The following is a 19,922-nucleotide window of genomic DNA, read 5'->3' on the forward strand; positions in this document are numbered from 1 at the left end:
TGGCCCGGGGCCGCTGGGGTGCGGAGCGCGAGTCGCTGCTCGACGTCCTCACCGAGTCCTGCCGGGAGCCGCTGACCCGGGGGCCGCGGCTCCCGCGGCGTCCACAAGGGACCAGGTCCGACGCGCAACGCGGCTCGCGAGGGATCTCGCGTGAGCGGGCGACAGCGATCGCGGGCTCCCCTGCGCACCGTCCGCACTGCGCAAGCTCCCCCGACCCGCACTCGCCGAACCAGCGGCAGAACGTGGGTTGACCAGCATCTCCGGCGAATCGTCGGTGGTGACGGACTCAGCCGTCCCAGACACGAACGGGTTACCGCGGGGGTCTCATCGGTGACGGCGTGGTGATCGAATTGCAGCGGGTGCACAGCGTTCCTAGGCTCAGATCGATCGATCGCGTTCGCGCACCGATTCGAGGGGAGCTGGGCTGGGGCTCCGCAGGGGGCCTGGCCGCGGACCGCGTTGCAGCAGTGGGCCGCCGCGCTCGTCGTGGGAGCGCGGCTCGATGCGAGCTGTGGGGAAGCACCCGTGAGGGATTCTGAACTCGACGCCGCCGGAATCACCGATCCGCGGCTCCGGCAGGCGTACCAGCGGTGCCGCACGCTCAACGCGCAGCACGGGAAGACCTACTTCTTGGCCACCCGGTTGCTCCCCCGGGAACGACGGCCGGCGGTGCACGCGCTCTACGGGTTCGCGCGCCACGCCGACGACATCGTCGACGAACCCCAGCCGCCGGACTCCACCGGTGATCGCAAGCTCGCGCTGGCGGAGCTGCGCCGCGCGCTGCTGAGCGGGCTCGACCAGGGCGGCAGCGACGACGACCTGCTCGCCGCCACCGTGCACACCGTCGCGCGGTACGGGCTGGACCGGGCGCTGTTCGAGGACTTCCTGGAATCGATGCGCATGGACCTGACGGTGACCGACTACCCGGACCGCGCGGCCCTGAACCGGTACATGCGCGGCTCGGCGGAAGCCATCGGCCTCCAACTGCTCCCCGTGTTGGGCACCACGTGCCCGCCCGAGCGAGCGGCGCCGCGGGCAGCGGCGCTGGGCAAGGCGTTTCAGCTGACCAACTTCCTGCGGGACGTCGCCGAAGACCTCGACCGCGACCGCGTCTACCTCCCCGCCGACGAACTGGCCGCGCACGGCGTGGACCGGGAGCTGCTCACCTGGTGCCGGCGGCACCGGCGCACCGATCCCCGGGTGCGTCGCGCGCTCGTCGAGCAGCACGCCACCACCCGGGAGGTCTACCGCTACGCACGGGCGGGAATCGCCCTGCTGGAGCCGGTGTCCCGTCCCTGCGTCGAGACGGCGTTCACCCTCTACTCCCGGATCCTGGACTGCATCGAAGCCGAGGACTTCGCCGTCTTCCGGGTCCGCGCGACGGTGGGCCGCTGGCACCGGATCCGCGTGGCGACGTCGGGCTTGACCCGCTCGGCGCTGGCCCGCCGCACCAGCCGCGCACCGCGCGCCGGTCACGAGCGGAGGGAGATCGCATGAGCGCGTCGGCGGACCCGGCCACGGCGACCGATCAGCTCCGGTACCTGCTCGTCCTCGCCGGGTGCGTGGCGATCACCGCACCGCTGGAGTTCTTCGGCGGCAAGGTCTACCGCAGACCGCTGCGCGCGATGAAGGCCGTGCTGCCGGTCGCGGCGGTGTTCCTGGTGTGGGACGCGGTGGCCATCGCGAACGGCGTGTGGTGGGTGAACCCGCGTCACGTCTCCGGTCTGGGAACCCCTGGCCTGCCGGTCGAGGAAGTGCTGTTCTTCGTGGTCGTTCCGCTGTGCGCGCTGTTGACCTTCGGCAGCGTCGAGGCGCTGCTGGCCGCCTCGCGCCGGGCGGGTCGCCCTCGCGTCCGGAAGGAGCGTGCTTCGTGATCGGCCTCGGCTACACCGTGCCCGCGCTGCTGTCGGTGCTCGTCGTGCTGCTGTGGGAGTCGCTGGTGCTGCGCACCGGTCTGCTCGGCAGACCGAGCTACTGGGTGACCGTGCTGATCGTGCTGGGTTTCCAGATCCCGGTCGACGGCCTGCTCACGAGGCTCGACGAGCCCGTGGTGCTGTACTCCGCGGAGCACATCACCGGTCTGCGGTTCCCGTGGGACATCCCGGTGGAGGACTTCCTGTTCGGGTTCTCGCTGGTGACCGCGGTGCTGCTGCTCTGGGAGCACCAGCGTCGCGCCACGCCCGCAGTGCGTGAGGGAGGTGCGCGGTGAAGCCCGACGCGATCGGTCCGGCCGGCCCGGAGGTGCCCGCGGCCTTCGACGGCGCGGCGAGCGCCTACGACCGGCTCGTCGCGGCCAACCCCGGCTACCACCGCCACCTGCGCTGCTCGGCGCGCCGGATGGGTCTGCCCGCAGGCGGTTCGGGGTTGCGGCTGCTCGACGCCGGGTGCGGGACCGGTGCCTCCACGGCGGCGCTGGCAGCGGTCTACCCGCACGCCGAGATCGTGGCGCTGGACGCCTCCGCGGAGATGCTCGTCCGCGCGCGGCGCAAGAGCTGGCCGGCGTCGGTGCGGTTCGTGCACGCGCCCGTCGAATCATCGACGGAGGGGCTCGGACCGTTCGACGGGATCTTCGCCGCGTACCTGGTCCGCAACCTGGCCGACCCGGCTGCGCAGCTGCGCGCGTTCCTGGACCTGCTCAACCCGGGCGGAGTGCTCGGTGTCCACGAGTACTCCGTGCGCGATTCGACGGTGGCGCGCGCGATGTGGAACGCGGTGTGCTCCGGCGTGATCATCCCCGCCGGGTTCGTCACCACGGGAGACGCCACGCTCTTCCGCTACCTGCGCCGCAGCGTCCTGGAGTTCGACGGGGTGGGCCGGTTCTGCCGCCGGCTCGGCGAAGCCGGCTTCGTCGGGGTCCGCACCGCGACGATGACGGGTTGGCAGCGCAACGTGGTGCACACCTTCGTCGCCGAACGACCGGCGGGAACGGGTCGGGGTCACGATGGGCGTTGAGATCGGTTCCGACCGCAAGATCGTCCGGCACCGGGCGCACCGCGCACCTGCGGCGGCGGCGCCGGGCGGTCGGCGGGTGGTCGTCGTCGGCGGCGGGATCGCGGGGCTGAGCGCCGCGACCGGGCTCGCCGAGCGCGGCGCGGAGGTCCAGCTCATCGAGCGGGAACCGCACCTCGGCGGCAGGGTCGGCGGCTGGACCGAACGGCTCGCCGACGGCGAGGAAGTCGCGATGAGCCGCGGGTTCCACGCCTTCTTCCGGCAGTACTACAACCTCCGCCGGCTGTTCCAACGCACCGACCCGGGTTTGGAGCGGTTGGTGGCGTTGGACGACTACCCGCTGCTGGACCCGCAGGGGCGGGTGGACAGCTTCCGCGGGTTGCCCCGCACACCGCCGTGGAACGCGGTCGCCTTCGCGCTGCAGAGCCCGACCTTCCGCCTGCGGGACCTGGTGCGACTGAACCCCCGCGCGGCGGCACCGCTGGGTGACGTCGGCGTGCCGAAGGTCTACGAGCGGCTGGACCACGTCGACGCCGAGAGCTTCCTGCACTCCATCAACTTCCCGCCCGCCGCCCGCCACCTGGCCTTCGAGGTGTTCTCCCGCAGCTTCTTCGCGCCCCCGTCGCAGATGTCGGCCGCGGAACTGGCCACGATGTTCCACATCTACTTCCTCGGATCCAGCGAGGGACTGCTCTTCGACGTCCCCGACGCCGGGTTCGACCGGAGCCTGTGGACTCCGCTGCAGAAGTACTTGACCGCTCGCGGCACCGACTTCCGCACCGGCACCACCGTCCAGCGCATCGACCTCGTCGACGCCGAACGGCCGTTCCGGGTGCACGACGACGCGGGTCGCACCGACGAGGCCGACGGGGTCGTGCTGGCCACCGACGTCACCGGGCTGCGCTCGATCGTCGAGGCCTCCCCGACGCTGCACGCGCCGCAGTGGACCGACGCGGTGCGGAGCCTGCGCACCGCGCCACCGTTCTTCGTCCAGCGGCTCTGGCTCGACACGCCCGTGGCCGCCGAACGTCCCGCGTTCCTGGGTACGGCCGGTCGCCCGCCGTTGGACAACATCAGCGTGCTCGACCGCTACGACCGCGACGCGCAGGACTGGGCGGCCCGCCACGGAGGGTCGGTCGTCGAGCTGCACGCCTACGCGGTGGCCGCGGACGCCGACCAGCGGACGCACACCGACCGGCTCCGCCGCGCACTGCTGCACCGCTTGCACGAGATCTACCCGGAGACGGGGCGAGCCGGTGTGGTCGCCGAATCCTTCCTCTGGCGCCAGGACTGCCCGCTGTTCGGCCTGGGCGACTTCGCCCGGCGCCCGAGCGTGGCCACACCGCACCCGGGCCTGGTGCTGGCCGGTGACGGCATCCGGATCGACCTGCCGGTGGCGTTGATGGAACGTGCGGCGACCACCGGGTGGTACGCCGCGAACCGCTTGCTCGCGAGGTGGGGCCTGCCCGGCCACGACCTGTTCTCGGTGCCGACCGCAGGACGATCGGCCGTGCTGCGCCGGCTCACCGCACGTGTGGAGGAGGGTGCTGCGTGAAGACGTGGGGAGCACTGGACCGGCACTGGCCGCAGCGCTGGCCCCTGCAGCCGGTCGTGGAGAGCGACTGGGCCGAACAGGAACCGACCTACCGGGAAGCCGAGCCGGCCATCATCGACGCCGCGCTCAAGCGCGCCGAGGCCCGACCGTCCGGCAACTGGTACGTCTTCGCCGCCAGCAGGGACGTCACGAGTGCACGCCCGCGCGGTTTCCGGGCCGCCGGGACGGAACTGGTCGCCTGGCGCGACTCGCGGGGTGGGCTGCACGTCGGCCCGGGCAGCTGCCCGCACCTCGGCGCACCGTTGAGCGAGGCCGCGGTGGACTGCGACGCGCTGGTCTGCCGGTGGCACGGGATGCGGGTGGGCCCGGGCGCTGGGCGGGGCTGGAAACCGGTGCCGTGCCACGACGACGGGGTCCTCGCGTGGGTGCGGCTGGACCGGATCGGGAGCGAGGAGCCGTTGGACGAACCCGTCGTGCCCGAGCGGCCTCCCGCCACCACCGGCATCTCGGCCGTGGCGTCGATGGTCGGCGTCTGCGAACCGTCGGACATCATCGCCAACCGGCTCGACCCCTGGCACGGCTCCTGGTTCCACCCCTACTCGTTCACCCGGTTGAAGGTGCTCAGCGCTCCCCCGGCGGTCCTCGACGACCAAGCGGAGGACCGGTTCCTGGTGGAGGTGACCTTCCGGGTCGCAGGACGGATCGGCGTTCCGGTGCGCGCGGAGTTCGTCTGCCCGGAGCCCAGGACCGTGGTCATGCGCATCGTCGAGGGTGAGGGGACGGGCAGCGTGGTGGAGACCCACGCCACCCCGCTCGGCCGCGCGGCCGACGGCCGGTTCCGGTCCGCGGTCATCGAGGCGGTCGTGGCCGACTCCTCGCGTCCCGGGTTCGCGCTCGCCCGGCGGGCGGCGACCGCGTTGCGCCCGCTCATCAGGCGCACGGCGGCGCGGTTGTGGCGCGACGACCTGGCTTACGCCGAGAGGCGCTACGCACTGCGGAACAGGTGACGCCGCTCCGCTGCACGGCTCTCGAACGCGCGCTCGGCCGGCACACGATCGAATCCGGCTCGTGCGGGCGACTTTCGCGTTCCCGTGCGGTGTCGGCGCCACCGGGTCGGTGACGTTTTCGCGACCTCCGCACCGGGTAGTTCTCGCGGGAACCGCCTGGGGCTCCCCGGCGAGCGCACAGCGGTTCGACTGCTCGGCGGAGACCGCACCTCCGAGCTCGTCCCGGAACCGGAGCGGCAGCAGCGGGAGCGCCATGCGACGACGACAAGCCAGCACACCGCGGCGATTCCTGGCCATCTACCTCAACGACCACCTCGCCGGCGCGATGGGCGGCGTCGGCCTGGCGCAGCGCTCGGCGCAATCCCACCGCAGCGAGAAGTTGTGGGCGCTCGCCGAGGAGATCGACGAAGACCGGCGGACGCTCTTGCGGATCATGCGCGCGCTCGACGTGCAGCCGGCCCGCTACAAGGTGCTGGCCGCACGGGTCGCCGAGCGGCTGGGTCAGCTGAAGACCAACGGGAGGATCGTCCGGAGGTCCCCGCTGAGCCCGCTCGTCGAACTCGAAGCGCTCCACCTGGGAGTCCACGGGAAGGCCTCCTGCTGGCGCACCCTGCTGGCGATGTCCGACCACATCGCCGAGCTGGACCCGCCGCTGCTCCGCGAGTTACTCGCCCGCGCCCAAGCGCAGGTGCAGGTGCTGGAAGACCTGCACCACGCTCGCGCGCGGCACCTCGCGAAGATGAGATGACCGGCCTCGCCGCCGGAGGACGACCCGACGCGCGACCTCGAGAGGAGATCCCATGGTGCACCTGGTGAGGGGGCTGGTGGCCGGCGCGGCGGGAACCACCGCGCTCAACGCGGTCACCTACCTCGACATGGTGCTGCGGGCCCGGCCCGCCAGCACCACTCCGGACGAGACGGTGCGCCGCACCGAAGAGCTCATCGGCACCTCCATGCCGGACGGAGGCACGTCGGGAGGTGCCGACAACCGCCGCTCCGGTGTCGGTGCCCTGCTGGGCATCGCCACCGGACTGGGCTCCGGGCTGGTCCACGCCGTGCTGCGCGAGCGCTTCCCCGGGATCCCGCTCCCGGCGCTGGCGTTGGCCACGGCGGCGGTCGCCAACGCGGGCAGCGTGGCGCCGATGACCGCGCTGGGCGTGACCGATCCGCGCACGTGGTCGGCGTCGTCGTGGCTGTCCGACCTCGTGCCGCACCTGGCCTTCGGGGTGGCCACCGCCGCGAGCTACGAGCTCTGCTCCCGGGGTCGGCGCCACTGCTGACGGGCCTGGTTCAGCGCCGGGGCGGTCCGACGTGGGCGTGACGTCCGGGCAGGCGTTGCGCGTGCCGCTGGCCCGGTCCGGGGCCCTCGCGGGCCGCGAGCCGGTCCGCCACCACGCCGGTCGCCAGCGCGTACACCACCTTGTGGACCAGGTCGACGACGAGCTCGTCGCGCGGCCAGGTCCACGGTGGAGCGCCGACTCCGGTGGCGTTCTCCCAGGTCTGGTCGTTGGTCAAGCGCACCACCGCGAACATGGCGGACGACCACGGCCCCCGCAGCCCCGCGTGAGCCATCACGCCGCGCAGGCTCCCGAGCAGCACGGCCTGGCCGAAGTGCATCAGGTGGTTCATCCCGGGCGGTTCGCGCGACATCCCCAGCAGCGCCGCCATCGTCGCGCCCGGCACGTGGGAGTTCGGGCGACCGGTGAGACGCTGTTCGAGCTTCTCGCTGAGCGTCATCACTGCGACCCCGACGGCCCCCGCCGCCAGGCCGTGCACGGCACCCCGCCGGCAGACCCGCGCGGCGGTCTCCTGCCGGCCCGACCGTCGTCCTGCTCTCCTCGAACTCACGCTCGCACCCCCTCTCGAGGAGCCCCCAGCTCCACCACAGCAGTCCCTCACACCTGCCTGGAGACCGCAATCTGCGGCCGCTTCACCCAGCCCCGCTCGACCTCTCCACGGCTCGGTCCTCGTGCTGGCGCGCGGCCGAGACCAGCGCGACGGCGGGCTCGGTCCGCGGCGCCTCGAACAGCTGGTGAGGTGCCGCGGACTCGACGAGGCGGCCACCGTGCATCACGTGCACCTCGTCGGCGAGCGCGGCCACCGCCGTGAAGTCGTGGCTGATCAGCACCGTGCTGGTGCCCCAGCGCGATCGGGCTGTGGCCAGCGCCCGGACCAGCTCGGACTGGTTGACCACGTCCAGCGACGAGGTGATCTCGTCGCAGATGAGCACCGAGGGGCGGGCCAGCAACGCCCGGGCCAGCGCCGCGCGCTGGAGCTGGCCGCCGGAGAGCCCGGCAGGCCGCCGCCCGGTGCACGCCGGGTCGAGGCCGAGCGTGGCCAGCACCTCCTCGGCCTCGGATCGCGCTCGCGGTGCGGGAATCCCGCGCAGGAGTTCGGCGGTGCGGGCGACCTGCCGGACCACCGGCGTGCGCGGGTCGAAGGTGGCGCGGGTGTCCTGGTGGACGTACTGCACGTGGCGGCGGTGCTCACGAGGTCGTCGACGCGCGGTCGGTGCCAGCGCGGTCTCGCCGAGCAGCACTCGTCCGGTGTGCGGGCGGGTCAGCCCGGCCACGCAGCGGGCCAACGTGGTCTTGCCCGCCCCGGAGCGTCCCACGATCGCCGCGCACCAGCCGGAGGGCACCGTCATGTCCACGTCGCTCAGCAGCACCGATCCGTCCCGTGCGCGGTGACCGAGGCCGTCGGCCCGCAGCACGGGTTCCGGCCTGACGGGCGGTGTTCCGGCCCGGGTGGTCAGGTCCGCCTGCGCTGCGAGGAGTTCTCGGGTGTGCTCGTGGACGGGGGTGCGCAGCGGGCGCGTTCCCTCCCCGTGCTCCACGGCGTGGCCGTCGTGCAGCACGAGCGCCTGGTGGGCCAGCTTCCGGGCCAGCGGCAGGTCGTGGGTGAGCAGCACCAATGCCGTTCCGCCGGCGGCCAGGGACGCCAGCACGTCGGCGGTGTCGGACGTGGTGATGGTGTCAGCGCCGGTGGTGGGTTCGTCGAGGACGATGACGCTCGGCCGGGTGATCAAGGCCTGTGCGAGCAGGAGTCGCTGCTGCTGTCCTCCCGAGAGCTGGTGCGGGAAGCGGCGCAGCAGTCCGGGTTCCGGATCCAACTGGGCCGAGACCAGGGCGTGCCGGACCGCCTGCTCGCGTGCGGACCGGTCCGCGTGGCGCAGCGCCGCGAGTTCCCGCAGCACGGAGCCCGTGCGCCGCATCGGGTTGAGCGCGGCGGCTGGGTGCTGCGGCAGCACCGCGATGGTGCCCGCGCGGGCCCGCCGGCGTTGCGGCTCGCTGCACGTCAGCAGGTCGGTTCCCCGCAGCACGACGCTCCCGGAAAGCGTGGTGCCGGGCGAGGATTCGCCCAGCAGCGCGCGTCCCAGGGTGGTCTTGCCGCTGCCCGAGCGGCCGAGGACGGCGAGCACCGACCCCGGTGCCAGGTCCAGGTCGATCCCGTCCAGCAGCTGGTGCTCGCCCGCGGTGGCGCGGAGCCCGCGAGTGCTCAGGACCGGTTCGCTCACGCCGTGCCTCCGCTTCGTCGCGCTGCCGTGCGGTCGACCACGAGGTTGGCGCCGGTGCACAGCGCGACCAGCAGCAACGTCGGCACGACCACGGCCGGCGGTTGCAGGAACAGCGCCTCGCGGTTGCGTTCCACCAGGACCGCCCAATCGCTGGCCGAGGCCGCCAGTCCCAGGCCGAGGAAGTTCGCCGAGGCCATCAGCTGCAGCACCAGCACCAACCGGCTACCCGCGTCCACCGCGACGGGCCCGAGGACCGCGCGTCCGGTGTGCACCAGGTGGGTCCGCCACCACGTCTCCCCTTGCAGGACCATGGTTTCCACGCTCGCGCGACATCCCGGCGCCAGCGCTGCGCTGCGCGCCAGCCGCACGACCGCGGGCAGCTGCAGCACAGCCACGGCCACCACCAGCGTGACCGCGCTGCTCCTCCCGGTCGCCGCGAGCACGAGCAGCACCAGCAACCCGGGCAGCGCGAGCAGCACGTCCAGCCCGTGCAGCAGCACCGCGTCCAGCCACCGCCGCGTCTGCGCGGCCATGAGCAGCGCGAGCGGGACACCCACCGCGTAGGCCAGGACCAGGGCCACGCCGGTGAGCACCACGACCGTGCGACCACCCGTGAGCACCAGGGCGAGCACGTCCCGGCCGAGCACGTCGGTGCCCAGCGGGTGCTCCGCGTCCGGCGGCAGCAGCGGGCCGGCGTGCGAGCGGGTCGACCCGGCGACCAGCGGACCGACGAGGGCCAGCACCAAGGGCGTGGCGAGCAGGAGCCACCCCATCACCGCGCGCGCCGGGTTCACCGCCATCACGCCAGCACCTCCTGCTGCGGGACCAGCCGGCGTGCTGCGACATCGGCAGCGGTGTTGACCAGCACGGTCGTCACGACGAACACCAGCGCGTAACCCTGCACCACGGGCAGGTCACGGGTCTTGACCGCGTCGACGAAGCCCGCTCCGACCCCGGTGAGCCCGAACAGGGCCTCCACCACGACCACACCGCCGAGCAGACCGTCCACGGTGCGGGCGAGCTGCTGCACCGCGGGCGCGAGCGCGTTCGGCAGCACGTGGCGCAGGAGCACGGAGCGTTCCGGCACTCCGAGCACCCGCAGGTGCGTCGCGTACCCGGCGTCGACGGCTCCCGCCACACCGACCCGGACCTGCCGCGCCAGCGCGCTCAGCTGCTTGCACACCAGCACGGTGACCGGCAGGACCAGCACCGCCGGCTGGTCGGCCAGCGAGAGGCCCGACAACCCCGCTGCTGTGGCGGGCAACCAGCCCAGGTGCAGCGCCAGCACGGCCACCAGCACCATGCCCAGGGCGAACTCCGGGATCGCGGTGAGCACGACGACGACCGCGTTCAGCGACCGGTCGGTGCGCGAACCCGGCCGCATCCCGCTCACCACACCGATCACCGCGGACAGCGGGAGCACGAGCACGAGCACGAGCCCGGTGAGCACGGCGGTGCTCGACAGCTCCCGCCCGAGCTGCTCGGCCACCGGCTCGCCGGTCAGCAGCGACGTGCCGAGATCACCCCGGAGCAGGCCACCGGCCCAGTCGAGGAACCGATCGCCCCACGGCCGGTCCACGCCGAGCTGGGCGCGCAACGCCGCCACCTGACCGTCGGAGGCGTCCTCGCCGAGCACGACCACCGCGGCATCACCCGGCAGCCACGAGGTCAGCGCGAACACCGCGGTCGCGACGACGACGACGTGCAGGAACCCGGTGGCCAGGCGCCGAACCGCGAACCGCGGCATCAACCCAGCACGGCGCGGTCGAAACGCGCCCAGTCCAACGAGTTCGGCGTCGCGGCGCGCAGGCCGCGGACCTCGTCGGCAACGGCCACGTTCCAGTTGCTGAAGCCCCACACCAGCAGACCGCTGCGGTCGTGCGCGAGGTGTTGCGCCCGGGCGAGCAACCGAGCGCGCTCGGCTTCGTCCGGGGTGGCCAGCGCGGTGCTGAACAGCGCGTCGAACTCGGGTGACCGGAAGCGGGTGTAGTTGTTGCTCCCGCTTCCCGCGGTCATCCGCTGGCCGAGGAAGGTCGCCACCGGCAGCGCCGCGGTCCGGGTGTGGGCGGCCACGCCCTGCTCCTTGATGTCGGAGAAGTAGGTCTCCGACGGGCGGACCTGCGGCGTCGCCGTCACGCCGATGTCGCTGAGCTGCTCGGCGATCAGCGTCGCCGCGGGCTCGAAGTACGGATCGGCACCACTGGTCAGCAGGTCGAACCGCACGCCTTCGGCACCGGCGTCGCGCAGCAGCGACCGGGCCCGGTCCACGTCGCGCGACCTCGGCGCCACGTCCTGGGCGTAGTGGCGAAGTCCCTTGCCGAACAGGTCGTCACCCACGTCGCCCTTGCCGCTGAGCGCGACGTCGACGAGCGCTCGGCGGTCCACGCCCAGCAGCACCGCCTCCAGCACGCGAGGGTCGTGGAACGGCGCGCGGTCGACCTTGAACGCCACCGCCTGCATGGTGCTGCGCGGGGCGGAGAGCAGGTGAGCCCGGCCGTCGGCTTCGAGCCGCCGCGCCGCGTTGGCACCGATGTCGTGTGCGTAGTGCACCTGGCCGGACAGCAGCGCCGCCACGCGGGCCGGTTCTTCGTCGATCGGCACGAACTCCAGTGCCGGCAGCGTCGGAGCGCCGGACCAGTGCCCGTCGAACCGGGCGAACACCGCGCTGCCGCCGGGCCGGAAGTCCGCGAAGCGGAACGGGCCCGACCCCACCGGAGCGCGGAAGTCCGTGGTCCCCGCCGGGACGATCTCCGCCCCCGGCACGCCCCACGCGGACGGGAACTCGAAGTTCGGTGCGCGCAGGACGATCTCGAGTTCGGAGGGTGAGCGAACTCTGCTCGCGGTGAAGTCCACGCCCGCGAACTGCTTGGCCGCGGCCGCGGAGGTGGCGGGGTCGGCGATCCGGCGGAAGCTGTAGAGCACGTCCTCGGCGGTGACCGGGCGGCCGTCGTGGAAACGGGCCTGGCGCAACCGGACCAGCCACCTCGTGCCGGTGCCGTCCGGTTCCCAGGACTCGGCCAACCGCGGCACGACGCTCATGTCGTCGCCGTAGGCCACCAGCGTGTCGAACAACGCCTTGGCCCGGGCCTGGTCGACGAACAGCGAGCCGGTGTGCGGGTCGAGGGTCTCCCGGGTCCCCGTCGTCGGGAACGCCGCGCGGAGGCGGTCACCCCCGCCCGCGGCACCGCCGCCCGCGCACCCTGCCGAGGCCAGGGCGGCCGCGGCTCCCACGGCCGTGGTCAGCAGGCGTCGGCGATTCCACAGAGGACCCTTGCCGGGTTCCGTCATGCTCGTGCCCCTTCCTCGTCCGCGTGCTCCCGCCGGGTGAGCAACCCGCGTCGTTGCATGTGCGCCGTGCCGGCCGCTCCGGCCATCCCGACCGCGCACAGGGCGATCCACGGCAGCCACCGCACCTCCGGCGCCGGGAAGGCGTCCAGCAGTGCACCCACCAGCCAGCTCACGGCGGCCGCGACGAGGCTGGACACGAGGTAGTAGAAGCCGTAGTAGGTCCCGGCGAGCCGCTCGCTGCCCACGATCGGCAGCAGCTCCATCGCGAACGGGTTGGTGATCGCCTGCCCGACGGTGAACAGCGCGGTCGTCACGACCACGGGCAGCATCACCAGCACGACCGAGCCCGGCGCGCCGGCACCGATCTCCCGGGTGGGCAACAGCGGGCCGCACACCACCAGCGGGACGAACGACAACCCCATGCAGGCGAGCCCGATCGCCGCCGACCGTCCCGACGACCAGCGGGCACGGCACCAGTTCGTGATCCGCAGCTGGCCGAACACGCCGATCACCGTGGAGATCACGAAGACGACCGCGATCGCCCAGTACAGGCCGGACACGCGCTGCGCTTCCAGCGGGATCGTCAGGTAGAGCTGGTTGTAGAGGCCGAAGTAGGCCGACAGCGACAGCGTGAACGCCAGGAACCGGCGGTTGGTGACGACCTCCCGCCAGCTCCCGAGAACGCTGGTGCGCTGCGGTTCGACCTCCCGGTGCGGCAGCACGAGCAGTTGCGCGGTCGTCAGCACGGCGAACGCCAGGCACGCCACCAGCGCCACCACCTGGAAGTCGATCGCCAGCAGCAGCGCGCCGAGCAGCGGCCCCACCAGGGTGCCGGCGTGCGCGAAGACGTTGAACACCGAGAACGCCTCGGCCCGGTGCTCGCCCGCTTCGTGCACCAGGTAGGTCCGCACCGCGGGGTTGAACAGCGCACCGGCCAGTCCGGTCAGCACCACCGCCACGACCAGGCCCGGCAACGAGGTCAGGAACCCGAACAGGCCGAACGCCACCACCCGCAGCGCGCACCCGAGGATGATCATCGGTCGGCAGCCGATCCGGTCGGCGGCCGTCCCGCCGACCAGGAACATGCCCTGCTGGCTCAGGTTCCGGACCCCGAGCACGAGTCCGACGACAGCGGCGCTGTAGCCGAGGTCGTGGCTCATGTAGGAGGCCAGGAACGGCAGCAACATGTAGAAGCCCACGTTGATCCCGAACTGGTTCACCACCAGCAGCCGCGCGGCCGGGGACAACCGCAGGAACGCACCCTTGCTCGTCACAGCGCAGCGTCCTCCTCGCACACCGGGCAGTGCTGCTGCCCGGTCCTCCGTCGGCGGCAGGGGTCCGGCACGGTCGGGCACCGCGCCCACCGCTTCCCCGCCGTGGCTCGCACATCGTCCACAGTGTCCGGCTCGACGGCTCGGGCGGTCAGGCCGTGCCGGCGGCAGAACTCGTCGTCGTACACCGATTCCCAGTAGCGCTCCGGGCCGTCCGGGAAGACCGCCGCCACCCGGTCGGTCCCGAGCTCGCGCGCGCACCAGGCCGCGACCATCGCGGTGGCTCCGGTGCTCCAACCGCCGCTGACGAAGCTGCCCGCGGCCAAGCGCCGACAAGCGTCGGCCGCCTCCGCAGGGCCTACCCAGTGCACTTCGTCGAACTGCTCGTAGGCCACGTTGTCCGGGTGGAGGCTGCTGCCCAGGCCGCGCATCAGGCGGCGTCCGGGTTGGTGGCCGAACACGCTGGACCGCGGCGAATCCACACCGATGATCCGGACTTCCGGCCACCGTTCGCGCACCACCGAGGCGATCCCGGCGCTGTGGCCGCCGGTGCCCACGCTGCAGACCACGGCGTCGAGCGCGTCGAACTGCTCGGCGAGCTCACGGCCCATCTCCCGGTACCCCGCCGGGTTGTCCGGGTTGTTGTACTGGTCCGGCCAGTACGCACCGGGGAGGTCGGCCAGCAGCTGGTGCACGCGCTCGAGCCGGGCTCGTTGCCACCCGCCGACCGGGTGCGGCTCGGAGACGAGCTCCACGCGCGCTCCGTAGGCGCGCAACAACCTGCGGGTCATCTCGTCGAGCTCGCGGTCGGCGACGACGACCACGGGGTGCCCGAGCGCCGAACCGACGAAAGCCAGTCCGACGGCGAGGGTTCCACTGCTGGACTCGACCACCGCTGCGCCGTCGCGCAGTTCGCCGCGTTCTCGCGCGCCTCTCAGCATCGACAGCGCCGCGCGGGCCTTCATGGTCGCGGGACCGACCGCTTCCAACTTCGCCCAGAAGCCCGGGTGCCGCCGCGGAAGCGGTGTGCTCACGCGCAGCACCGGCGTGTCACCGATGAGGTCGAGCAGCGACTCGCACCTGCGGCCGCCCGCGATGCCCGTGGGCCCCTGCTGCAGCGGGATCACGCCGGTCCTCCTCGGTAGAGGTGGATGGCGGTGTCCTCGCCGCTGAGCCAGAAGAACGGGTAGGGCTCGGCCGACAGCGCCGTGATCTCCTCGCCGAGCATCTCGCGGAAGACGGCACTTCCGGTCTGGGCGAACACCACCAGGGGCAGGTCCCGCGTTCGGCACACGTCGGCGATCTCGTCGAAGGTGCCGTTCCCCAGCACCATTCCCGACGCCAGCACCGCGTCGGCGCCGTCGATCGCCTGCTGGTGATCGGTCAGGACGGTCTCGCCCCACTCGGTGAGGCCGCCTTTGAGGTCGCACGGCGCGCAACTGCTCCCGCGTTCGCGCAACGCCGCCAGCAGCGAGTTGACGACGCCGATCACCGCGACCCGACCTCCCGGGGGCACCAGCACGAGATCCGCCACGGCGCGCGCCCGCGCCAGCGACTTCTCCAACGACGTGCCCGCAGGCACCCGCACCGTGGACGAGCGCGGGTGGCCCGCGTGCGGCGCCGAGTCCGCCAGGTACGCGTCCAGCACCGCCACGCGCACGGCGGCAGAGGGGTGTTCGAGCAGGGCCGCGACGTCGCCGCCGACGATCTCACGCACGAGCTCGTCGTCCAGCTCGCCGGGCTCCGCGGCGCAGGAACCCACCGCCGAACCCACTCGCACGCTCAAGACCGTGTTCACGTAGCCGTTGCGGCGGCTGGAGTGCCGTGCCGCTTGGACCGTCAGGAAGGCCACCGCGACCTGCGCACCGGTGAAGGAATCTTCCTTCGCACGGCGCAGTTCGGTGGTCACCCGTTCCAGCGCCGGGAGCGCGCGCTGGCGCGGGTGAGGGGAGCTCACAGGCACAGTTCTCTCCACATCGCAAGGGGAATGACCGGGAACGAGTTCGGTCTACGCGATGTGGACTGCGGCACGGGGGGACTTCGACAGCGCCGTTCTCGGCACGCCGACACACTGATCCGGGTGCACCGGTCACCTCCTCCGGGGCTCCGCGACCCCGTACGAATCGGCGTGACGACGCGAGTCTCCTGACTCGTGGATCGACGCCGCCTTCAGCCTTCCCACCGGGAACCCGGCAGTGGCTCGAACGAAGGCGGCTCCTCACTCACAGTGGCGGGACCGTGCCGGATTTTCACCGGCTTCCTGCACGACGTCACGTGGTTGCGCGGATCAACATCGCAGCACGAGCCACAGCGGGTCAATCGCCTAGTGATATCTATTGCACAGAAGTCGCAACAATGAGCGGCTGTTCATCTGATCATGTGGAGGTGAGGATGCTCGACGGGCAGCATTGCGAGATCGGGAACTACCAGGTCAGGCGTGCCCGCCTGGACGACGTCGAGAAGGCCCGGACGCTGATGTTCGACACCTTCTACCGGGTCATGGGCCACGGGTACGTCCCCGCGTGGCACGCCGATGTGATCGATCTCGAGCGCACCTACTTCACCACCCCCGGCCAGGCGCTGTTCGTCGCGGCGCTCGACGACGAGGTGGTCGGGACCACCGCCGTCCGCGCCAGCGGACCCCAGAGCCCGCCGCACCCGGAGTGGATCGCCGAGCGGTACGGGAGACCCGGCACCGCACAGATCTTCCGCACCTACGTCAACGCCGGGCATCGGCGGAACGGCCTGGCACGCGCGCTCGTCAACCGGTCCTGCGAGTTCATCGGCGAGACCGGGTGCTACGACACGATCTACCTGCACACCAACCCGGCGGTCGAAGGCGCGGAGCCGTTCTGGCGCAGCGTGGCCGAGGAGGTCTACGACGCTCGAGCCGACGGCTCCTACAGCCCTGCGATCCACTTCGAGATCCCAGTCCCGCGAGCAGCCTGACCCGCACGAGGCGAAGCGGGTGGGCACACCGTGGATGTCGCGATCTCCCGCCTTGGCAGCGCCTCTCGGGCTCCCGGTGGTGACACCGCTGCGAGTGAGGACGCTCTCGCACCCTCCGAGGCCACGTGTGTTGGTGGCAGCAGCTGCGACCGTCCGGGCCAACCGCCCCGCAGCGGGAACGAGCACCCGCGAATCCGGGAACCTCCAGTCACGCCGGAGCAGGTAGCCCGCTGATCTCCCCGGCTCGCGCCCCGTGGCTGGAGGAAGGATCAAGACCGACCCTGCCGGCGGAACCGGAGCGGGCCGGTGAGTGGTGCCGGGCCCGGGTCTTTCCGGGCACGGCACCTCCCGCTCGCTCCGACGGCGGGGTGCCGGTGCGGTCCGCCGGCGGGCACGCCCCGCAGGCCCTGGTGCAGGCGGGGTGCGCGTGACGGGGTGGACGCGTTCACGTTCCGCTTCCACCGATCGGGTGCACGACCTGCACAGATGCTGTAGAAAATGGGCACTCACCCTGGGCCGGTCCTCTTGGCACCCGAGGATCGAGCACCGCTCGTCCGGCTCGACAACGGGTGGGGCGCAGCGGCAACACCGAGCCGCCCCTCCGCAGTGGAGGGACTCGCCGGCCCGACTTCAGCAGAGGAGGGACATGGCCCAACATCCCCTCGAAGACATGTACGCCGCCCGGGACGCCCTCGACCGCGCCGCGAGGAACTGCGCCCGCACCGATCTCACCCAGCTGGACTGGCCCCCGTACGGCGCGGCGATGCTCGGCGTGCTGGGGTCGCTGCACCACCTCGCCGACGCGTTGACCCACCAGCTCAACCAGGTGGACCGGGACGCCCTGTACCGGCAAGCACTGCGCGACCACCCCCACGAAGCCCTGGACCGCGCGATCGACGACCTCGAGGGCGTGACCACGGTCCTCGCCTCAGCGATGCGGCACGCGGGTGAGTACTGGGAGGAGACGCAGCACATCCACGAGGACACCACCTCCCGCGAGCAGGACTGACGTCACCGCGGGGTCAGGCTCGGCCCGCCGCAACGCGCGAGATCCCCCGCGGCGGCGGGGTCGCCACTCGTCCGCGCCTGACCCCCTCCGCGGACGCAGGTCACGGGCCGGGACGAGAGGGGTGCGAACACCCACCCCGGCGGAGGTGGGGCGTCTCCCGCGTGGCGGGCGATCACGTCGAACAGCTGCTCGACCTCGGCGCGAAGCACCGGCGACGCTGCGAGTCTTCTCAGCGGTGGAAGGAGGACGAGTTCGCCCTCGGACGAAGTGGCGCCATCACGACCGGGAGGAGAACACACCCCCCGTAGTTCGCACGCGAGTTGAGCAACCGGTTCAGGGCAGTGACAGCGCCGAACCCACCCCCGCACGGGGTTTTCCGCGAAGAACAGATCTCGACGGCGGAACACTCCGGACTCCTCTTCCCCGCCACCCGGGTCCGGCTCGCCGTGCGCGCACCACACCACACCGCAGACCGACCTCCACACCACTGCGACCTCGGAAGATGGGTGCACACCCCGATGGCAGAAAAGACCGTTGTGTCCGATCCTGGGCTCGAACCCTTCGTCGACAGGCTGGACCAGCCTCGATGATCGGCAGCGGTGTTCATCGTCGGCAGGAAGGAGCCGTCATGGAGCGCCACACCCATCAACGAGGAACCGGTGCTGACTTCGCCACCGGACGAGGAAGGCACGCGAACTCCGGCGGCGGAGGGGTGCGAGGCGCCGATTGGGCCGTCATCGTCATCGCGATCGCGGCCGTCCTCGGCGGGCTCGTGCTGGAACAAGGACTGATGATCGCAGGCGGAGCCCTCCTCGCCCTCAGCGCGGTGCACCGCCTCGAAGGGCCGAAGACGCCCGGACGAAGGACACGAGCTCGCAAGACGTGACGTGGAAGGCGGTGCCGACCAGTGGACGGACCTGACACCGGCACCGCCGCCCCTCGCCACCGGTCCGCCACCTCCTCCTGCGCCCACCGTCCTGGTGCGGGCTCGTCGGCGGAGGGGGCGTGACCGTGGTAGTAGCGCTGACCATCGTCACGTTCCTGATCTCGTTCGGCCTGATCGCGACCGAGCGGGTCCACCGGGTCACCGCGGCGCTCGGCGGCGTCGCCGTCATGGTCCTGCTCGGTGCCGTGGACGCCCACTCCGCCTTCTTCAGCGAGAAGACAGGGATCGACTGGAACGTCATCTTCCTGCTGCTCGGGATGATGATCACCGTCAGCGTCCTGAAGCACACGGGCGTGTTCGACTACCTCGCCATCTGGGCGGCGCAGCGCAGCCGGGGCAAGTCGTTCCGGTTGATGGTCATCCTCGTGCTGCTGACCGCCGTCGTCTCCGCGTTCCTCGACAGCGTCACGGTCATGCTCCTCATCGCGCCGGTGACGCTCGCCGTCTGCCAACGGCTCCGGCTCCCCGTGGTGCCGTTCCTGATCGCCGAGGTCCTCGCGGCCAACATCGGCGGCACCGCGACCCTGATCGGGGACCCGCCCAACATCATGATCGGCAGCAGGGCGGGGCTGACGTTCACCGACTTCCTGTTCAACCTCGCGCCGATCACGGTCGGCTTGCTCGTGGTGTTCATCGGCCTGTGCCGCGTGCTGTTCCGGGAAGCCTTCCTCGACGCCGAGGAGCACATGACCGAGATCATGCAGCTCAACGGCAACGAGAGCATCCGCGACCACCGCCTCCTGCGACGGTGCCTGGTCGTCGTCTGCGCCGTCGTGCTCGCCTTCGTGCTGCACGGCCCCATCGGCATCGACCCCGCCTTCGTGGGTCTGCTCGGAGCCGGCCTCATGGTGCTCGTCTCGCGCACCACCGCGCCCGAGTTCCTCCAGGAGGTCGACTGGTCGACCCTGGTGTTCTTCATGGGGCTGTTCGTCATGGTCGGTGGTCTGGTCAACGTCGGCGTGATCGACACGCTCGGCCGCGCGGCGATCGGCCTGGTCGGCGACGACTACCTGGTGGCCGCCACCGGTCTGCTGGTCGGGTCCGCCGTGATCGGCGGCATGATCGACACGATCCCGTTCGTGGCCACCACGATCCCCATCGTCGAAGAGCTCGTGGCCACCGTGCCCGACCCGGAGGCCAGCCAAGCGCTGTGGTGGTCGCTGGCCCTCGGCGCGGACCTCGGCGGCAACACCACGGCGATCGGGGCCAGCGCCAACGTCGTGGCCATCGGCTGGGCCGCCCGCAACGGCTACACGATCAGCTTCTGGCAGTTCACCCAGTACGGCCTCGTCGTCACCGCGGTGACCATCGCCCTGTCCACCCTCTACGTGTGGCTGCGGTACTTCGCGTTCTGAGGGGCCGCGCCCACGGCCCGCGCCCTCGGCGTGCGGACGGTCGAGCGCGGTCCGATGCTGGAGGGCGCTCGCCGCT

At 72.0% G+C, this 19,922-nt stretch carries 20 protein-coding genes and 1 riboswitch; of the genes, 12 read left to right on the forward strand and 8 right to left on the reverse strand.

Going from position 1 to position 19,922, the window contains the following annotated elements; all coding sequences use genetic code 11:
• Positions 1–525 precede the first annotated feature (525 nt).
• The 8 genes from EIL87_RS11485 to EIL87_RS11520 all read left to right on the forward strand — a co-directional run bounded on the left by EIL87_RS11485 (position 526) and on the right by EIL87_RS11520 (position 6,791).
• The gene (locus EIL87_RS11485; protein ID WP_125090232.1) at positions 526–1,497 is read left to right on the forward strand and encodes a phytoene/squalene synthase family protein; all 972 of its coding nucleotides are present in this window, start codon (positions 526–528) and stop codon (positions 1,495–1,497) included.
• Complete coding sequence (locus tag EIL87_RS11490) at positions 1,494–1,874, forward strand: lycopene cyclase domain-containing protein (RefSeq protein ID WP_125090233.1); 381 nt, start codon at positions 1,494–1,496, stop codon at positions 1,872–1,874. Before EIL87_RS11485 ends, EIL87_RS11490 begins: the two co-directional genes overlap by 4 nt.
• Positions 1,871–2,209 carry a lycopene cyclase domain-containing protein gene (locus EIL87_RS11495; protein WP_125090234.1) on the forward strand — a complete coding sequence of 113 codons (339 nt, stop codon included), beginning with the start codon at positions 1,871–1,873 and terminating at the stop codon, positions 2,207–2,209. The genes EIL87_RS11490 and EIL87_RS11495 overlap by 4 nt, the downstream gene beginning before the upstream one ends.
• Entirely contained in the window at positions 2,206–2,952 is a 747-nt protein-coding gene (locus EIL87_RS11500; RefSeq protein WP_125090235.1) for a class I SAM-dependent methyltransferase, read from the forward strand. Before EIL87_RS11495 ends, EIL87_RS11500 begins: the two co-directional genes overlap by 4 nt.
• Positions 2,942–4,504: an FAD-dependent oxidoreductase gene (locus EIL87_RS11505; protein WP_125090236.1), complete on the forward strand. Its 1,563-nt coding sequence runs from the start codon at positions 2,942–2,944 to the stop codon at positions 4,502–4,504. Before EIL87_RS11500 ends, EIL87_RS11505 begins: the two co-directional genes overlap by 11 nt.
• Positions 4,501–5,511, forward strand: a complete 1,011-nt coding sequence (locus EIL87_RS11510) for a DUF5914 domain-containing protein (protein WP_233576184.1) — start codon at positions 4,501–4,503, stop codon at positions 5,509–5,511. The genes EIL87_RS11505 and EIL87_RS11510 overlap by 4 nt, the downstream gene beginning before the upstream one ends.
• A gap of 253 nt (positions 5,512–5,764) precedes the next feature.
• Positions 5,765–6,259: a hypothetical protein gene (locus EIL87_RS11515; protein WP_125090237.1), complete on the forward strand. Its 495-nt coding sequence runs from the start codon at positions 5,765–5,767 to the stop codon at positions 6,257–6,259.
• Positions 6,260–6,311: 52 nt separating this feature from the next.
• The gene (locus EIL87_RS11520) at positions 6,312–6,791 is read left to right on the forward strand and encodes a hypothetical protein (protein WP_125090238.1); all 480 of its coding nucleotides are present in this window, start codon (positions 6,312–6,314) and stop codon (positions 6,789–6,791) included.
• A gap of 10 nt (positions 6,792–6,801) precedes the next feature.
• On the opposite strand, the gene EIL87_RS11525 is transcribed toward EIL87_RS11520, so the two are convergent.
• The 8 genes from EIL87_RS11525 to EIL87_RS11560 form a co-directional block, all read right to left on the reverse strand.
• Positions 6,802–7,248: a hypothetical protein gene (locus EIL87_RS11525; RefSeq protein ID WP_199740387.1), complete on the reverse strand. Its 447-nt coding sequence runs from the start codon at positions 7,246–7,248 to the stop codon at positions 6,802–6,804.
• Between the two features lie 193 nt (positions 7,249–7,441).
• Positions 7,442–9,028: an ABC transporter ATP-binding protein gene (locus tag EIL87_RS11530; protein ID WP_158628622.1), complete on the reverse strand. Its 1,587-nt coding sequence runs from the start codon at positions 9,026–9,028 to the stop codon at positions 7,442–7,444.
• Positions 9,025–9,828, reverse strand: coding sequence for an ABC transporter permease subunit (locus EIL87_RS11535; RefSeq protein ID WP_125090241.1), 804 nt, complete (start codon positions 9,826–9,828; stop codon positions 9,025–9,027). The genes EIL87_RS11530 and EIL87_RS11535 overlap by 4 nt, the downstream gene beginning before the upstream one ends.
• Entirely contained in the window at positions 9,828–10,775 is a 948-nt protein-coding gene (locus tag EIL87_RS11540) for an ABC transporter permease (RefSeq protein WP_125090242.1), read from the reverse strand. The genes EIL87_RS11535 and EIL87_RS11540 overlap by 1 nt, the downstream gene beginning before the upstream one ends.
• The gene (locus EIL87_RS11545) at positions 10,775–12,316 is read right to left on the reverse strand and encodes an ABC transporter substrate-binding protein (RefSeq protein ID WP_125090243.1); all 1,542 of its coding nucleotides are present in this window, start codon (positions 12,314–12,316) and stop codon (positions 10,775–10,777) included. Before EIL87_RS11545 ends, EIL87_RS11540 begins: the two co-directional genes overlap by 1 nt.
• Positions 12,313–13,590, reverse strand: a complete 1,278-nt coding sequence (locus EIL87_RS11550) for an MFS transporter (RefSeq protein WP_199740377.1) — start codon at positions 13,588–13,590, stop codon at positions 12,313–12,315. Before EIL87_RS11550 ends, EIL87_RS11545 begins: the two co-directional genes overlap by 4 nt.
• A complete protein-coding gene (locus tag EIL87_RS11555) occupies positions 13,587–14,714 on the reverse strand; it encodes a PLP-dependent cysteine synthase family protein (RefSeq protein ID WP_233576185.1) in 1,128 nt (375 codons plus the stop codon). The genes EIL87_RS11550 and EIL87_RS11555 overlap by 4 nt, the downstream gene beginning before the upstream one ends.
• Positions 14,711–15,544 (reverse strand): Rossmann-like domain-containing protein, encoded by an 834-nt coding sequence (locus tag EIL87_RS11560; RefSeq protein WP_233576186.1) that lies wholly within the window; start codon positions 15,542–15,544, stop codon positions 14,711–14,713. Before EIL87_RS11560 ends, EIL87_RS11555 begins: the two co-directional genes overlap by 4 nt.
• 161 nt (positions 15,545–15,705) lie before the next feature.
• Positions 15,706–15,880: riboswitch (cobalamin riboswitch) on the reverse strand.
• A gap of 98 nt (positions 15,881–15,978) precedes the next feature.
• On the opposite strand from EIL87_RS11560, the gene EIL87_RS11565 reads away from it, so the two are divergent.
• The 4 genes from EIL87_RS11565 (at position 15,979) to EIL87_RS11580 (ending at position 19,846) form a co-directional block, all read left to right on the forward strand.
• Positions 15,979–16,536 (forward strand): GNAT family N-acetyltransferase, encoded by a 558-nt coding sequence (locus tag EIL87_RS11565; protein ID WP_233576187.1) that lies wholly within the window; start codon positions 15,979–15,981, stop codon positions 16,534–16,536.
• A gap of 646 nt (positions 16,537–17,182) precedes the next feature.
• A complete protein-coding gene (locus tag EIL87_RS11570; RefSeq protein WP_125090244.1) occupies positions 17,183–17,545 on the forward strand; it encodes a hypothetical protein in 363 nt (120 codons plus the stop codon).
• A 586-nt stretch (positions 17,546–18,131) separates the two neighbouring features.
• Entirely contained in the window at positions 18,132–18,431 is a 300-nt protein-coding gene (locus tag EIL87_RS11575) for a hypothetical protein (RefSeq protein ID WP_148101516.1), read from the forward strand.
• 125 nt (positions 18,432–18,556) lie between these two features.
• Positions 18,557–19,846 carry an ArsB/NhaD family transporter gene (locus EIL87_RS11580; protein WP_125090440.1) on the forward strand — a complete coding sequence of 430 codons (1,290 nt, stop codon included), beginning with the start codon at positions 18,557–18,559 and terminating at the stop codon, positions 19,844–19,846.
• The last annotated feature ends 76 nt before the right edge of the window (positions 19,847–19,922 follow it).

The organism is Saccharopolyspora rhizosphaerae (assembly GCF_003931915.1).
In the GTDB taxonomy this organism is placed as follows: domain Bacteria; phylum Actinomycetota; class Actinomycetes; order Mycobacteriales; family Pseudonocardiaceae; genus Saccharopolyspora; species Saccharopolyspora rhizosphaerae.